The following is a 3,724-nucleotide window of genomic DNA, read 5'->3' on the forward strand; positions in this document are numbered from 1 at the left end:
TTTGCAAATCAAAAGACAATTCTGTAAAATAAATTACAAGAAATTGTAATCGTTGCCGATAGCTAAATTTTAACAAAAATTAACAAAATAAAAAAGTTTACTTCACAAAGGTGAAGTAAACTTAAAAAATAACCTATTCTAAGAAATCCTTAAGACGCTTACTACGGCTTGGATGTCTTAATTTGCGAAGTGCTTTTGCTTCAATTTGACGAATACGCTCTCTCGTTACGCCGAATACTTTCCCAACTTCTTCAAGCGTACGAGTTCGTCCATCATCTAAACCGAAACGAAGACGTAGAACATTTTCTTCACGATCTGTTAGCGTATCTAACACATCTTCTAATTGTTCTTTTAGCAATTCATAGGCCGCATGGTCCGCAGGCGATGTTGCTTCTTGGTCTTCAATAAAGTCACCTAAATGGGAGTCATCTTCTTCACCAATTGGTGTTTCAAGAGAAACTGGCTCCTGTGCAATTTTTAAGATTTCACGTACTTTTTCTGGAGCAAGATCCATTTCTTCACCAATCTCTTCAGGAGACGGTTCACGACCTAAATCTTGTAATAATTGACGTTGTACACGAATTAACTTATTAATCGTTTCAACCATATGAACTGGAATACGAATTGTTCGTGCTTGGTCTGCAATGGCACGTGTAATAGCTTGGCGAATCCACCAAGTTGCATACGTACTAAATTTGAAACCTTTACGATAATCGAACTTTTCAACAGCTTTAATTAGACCCATATTACCTTCTTGAATTAAGTCTAAGAAAAGCATACCACGGCCTACATAGCGCTTTGCAATACTTACTACAAGACGTAAGTTTGCTTCTGCAAGACGACGTTTCGCTTCTTCATCGCCTTCTTCAATACGCGTTGCAAGTCGAATTTCTTCTTCTGCAGATAGTAAGTCTACACGACCAATTTCTTTTAAATACATACGAACAGGATCGTTGATTTTAACCCCAGGTGGTACACTTAAATCATTGAGGTCAAACTCTTCTTCTGTTTTTGTAATTTGGCGATTATTAGGGCCTTCTTCGTTGTCATTATCACCAACTAAATCAATGCCTTGTTCACCTAAATATTCATAGTATTCATCCATTTGATCGGATTCAATTTCAAATCCATTCATGCGTTCTGCAATCTCTTCATATGTAAGAACGCCACGTTTTTTTCCGAGCTCAGTGAGTTGTTCTTTCACTTGCTCAAGGGTCATTTCAGTTTCAATTTGTTTAGAACGAGCTGGTTTGTCAGCCATCTGTTCCCCTCCTTACGCGAGATACAAACATTCATTATACTAAAACTTTATCAAAAAAGCTATTTTCTCGCTTTTTGATTTTGTAAATATGCTACATAATATTTAGCAGCCTCTACAGGATCTGTTTTTTCCATTTGTTTCACTTTAAAGATGATCTCCATCTTTTCAAGTTTTTCCTGATGCCGTCTAAGCGTCTCCAAATGGCCTTGCAACACTTCTTCTGTGTATTCTGGATTAATAAATTCATCCGTCGAAATATCAGTGATAATATTTTTCAACTTTTCATCAGAGAGCCAACTTAAAAATGTTCCGACTGAAGGTTCATTTCCCTTTTCATAATATGCGTATAGTTCATATAAAATCCCTTTATGTTCTTCTGTATGAAAATCTTCTATATGGGATTCCATACGAACAGCTACTTCTGCACTTTGCAACATATGGTAAATAATTTCTCTTTCCGCTCTTTCAAAACCTGTTAACTTCGGTTTTGTTTGAACGACTTGAGACGGTTTAGCAACCTGCTTTATTTGTTTTTGCTGTACCTTTTGTTCTTTGCGATATTGGTGCAATTGATTCAAAAGTGTTTCCATTGAATACGAAAATTCTTGCGATAATGACTTCAAATATGACTCTGCCTGCATCGCATCTTGTAACAACGATAACTCTTTTAAAACACTTTTCACATATTCTTCTTTGCCAGACTCATCTTGCAAATTTTTCCCTAAACGCAAATAATTTATTTTAAAACCAACAAAACTCACACTTGATTTCACAAGATTTTCAAAAGCAGTAGTCCCATATTGTTGCACATATTCATCAGGATCAAGCTTATCTGGCAAGGATGTGACTTTCACTTGGCAACCAACTTTTAGCAATAATTGCCCTGCTTTCATCGTCGCTTCTCGCCCTGCTTTATCACCATCATAGCAAAGAACAACAGTTTCAACGTTACGTCGCAGAAGTTTTGCTTGTTCTTCAGTTAAAGCTGTTCCCATTGTCGCAACAGCTTCTTCCACACCACTTTTTACCGCAGCTAGTACATCGGCATATCCTTCAAAAAGAACCACTTGCCCACGTTTTCTAATAAACGGTCTTGCTTGGTGGAAGTTATACAACAATTTACTTTTGTGAAAAATCGGTGTTTCAGGGCTATTTAAATATTTCGGAGTGTCATCTCCTAACGCCCTTCCACTAAACGCTATCACCTTACCTTGTAACGTATAAATCGGGAACATAACTCTTCCACGGAAGCGATCATAATGACTACCATCCTTCTCACTTCTTATTAGAAGGCCAGCTTGTTCCATACTAGACAGCGATAAACCTCTTTTTTGTAAAATTTTCGTCGCTGCATCCCAGGCAGGTGATGCATAACCAATTTCAAACTTCTCAATCATCTCTTTCGTAATACCACGGTTTAATAAATATGAAAGTGCTTCATTTCCCTCTTCCGTATTTACTAATAAATGATGATAATACTTTTTCAATAATTCATGAGCTTGTTGCATGATGACAGTGTCATCAGATATGTCTTCTTGTTGTCCTTGCCCTGATGTATACTCTGCAACCGCAATTCCATTTCTTTCGCCTAGCTTTTGAACAGCCTCGGTAAAAGCCAGTCCTTCCATTTTCATTAGAAAGGAAAATACATTTCCACCTTCTCCACATCCGAAGCAATGAAAAATTTGCTTATCAGATGAAACAGAGAATGAAGGAGAATTCTCACCATGAAATGGACAAAGGCCGAAATAGTTACGCCCCTGTTTTCTAAGTTGAACGTATTCACCAATGACTTCTACAATATCGGATGATGTCCGAATCTGTTCAACAACTTCTTCGGGAATTCTGTTCCCCATAACTCCATCTCCGTGTCGTATTTTGTATTCGATATAAATTAAAAAATTCCTTTATAATTCGACAATATTTTTCTAAACTTGTTAGAAAGTGTTGCCGATTACATTGTATAAACGATTTTAAACCTTTCCTATAGGTCCTTTATCTGCATAAATCGCATATACATACTTGCTATATAAAATTGTATACATTTGCTCATCTGTTACAAATGTATCTCTTAGAAACAATACATATACACCTTTTTATAAGAAGAGTAGCAAGCCACATATACTGTTTGATCTTGAGATTTGTAACTTTCTCATGTTGATCCATATAACGATCAACTCCATTTTGTTCAGTATCTACAAAGATCCAATGGCCTTGCTATTTCCTTAAAGGATGAGCATATGATGCGACAAACAAAATTCCGACATGAAATTCCGCTCCAACTTGCACAATTTCAGCCTTCACGGGATATACATCCACACCAACTAATATGTTGTCAATGCTTTGCATATTTCTGTATTCTACATCCCTTCTGTGAATCCTTCCATAATGTGCGTTTTCTTGTATAGATTTTGTCGATTTAACGTAATTACATGTCTTTTTCGTAAATCCTATCCCTAGTTT

The 3,724-nt window shown here is 36.5% G+C and carries 3 protein-coding genes; all 3 read right to left on the bottom strand.

What is annotated here, in order from left to right:
* Positions 1–133: 133 nt before the first annotated feature.
* Positions 134–1,261 (bottom strand): RNA polymerase sigma factor RpoD, encoded by a 1,128-nt coding sequence (gene rpoD, locus ACQGS6_RS24565; protein ID WP_000764066.1) that lies wholly within the window; start codon positions 1,259–1,261, stop codon positions 134–136.
* Between the two features lie 59 nt (positions 1,262–1,320).
* Positions 1,321–3,117 carry a DNA primase gene (gene dnaG / locus ACQGS6_RS24570; RefSeq protein ID WP_000528221.1) on the bottom strand — a complete coding sequence of 599 codons (1,797 nt, stop codon included), beginning with the start codon at positions 3,115–3,117 and terminating at the stop codon, positions 1,321–1,323.
* Between the two features lie 361 nt (positions 3,118–3,478).
* A partial coding sequence (locus ACQGS6_RS24575) for a hypothetical protein (protein ID WP_426965748.1) occupies positions 3,479–3,724 on the bottom strand: 246 nt, incomplete at its 5' end.

It is taken from the genome of Bacillus sp. GMs2/2 (assembly GCF_050172095.1).
Classification (GTDB): Bacteria; Bacillota; Bacilli; order Bacillales; family Bacillaceae_G; genus Bacillus_A; species Bacillus_A cereus.

What these genes read in the sequence shown, in the direction of transcription:
- dnaG (WP_000528221.1), bottom strand. Translation starts at nt 3,117, where the DNA reads ATGGGGAACAGAATTCCCGAAGAAGTTGTTGAACAGATTCGGACATCA.
- rpoD (WP_000764066.1), bottom strand. Translation starts at nt 1,261, where the DNA reads ATGGCTGACAAACCAGCTCGTTCTAAACAAATTGAAACTGAAATGACC.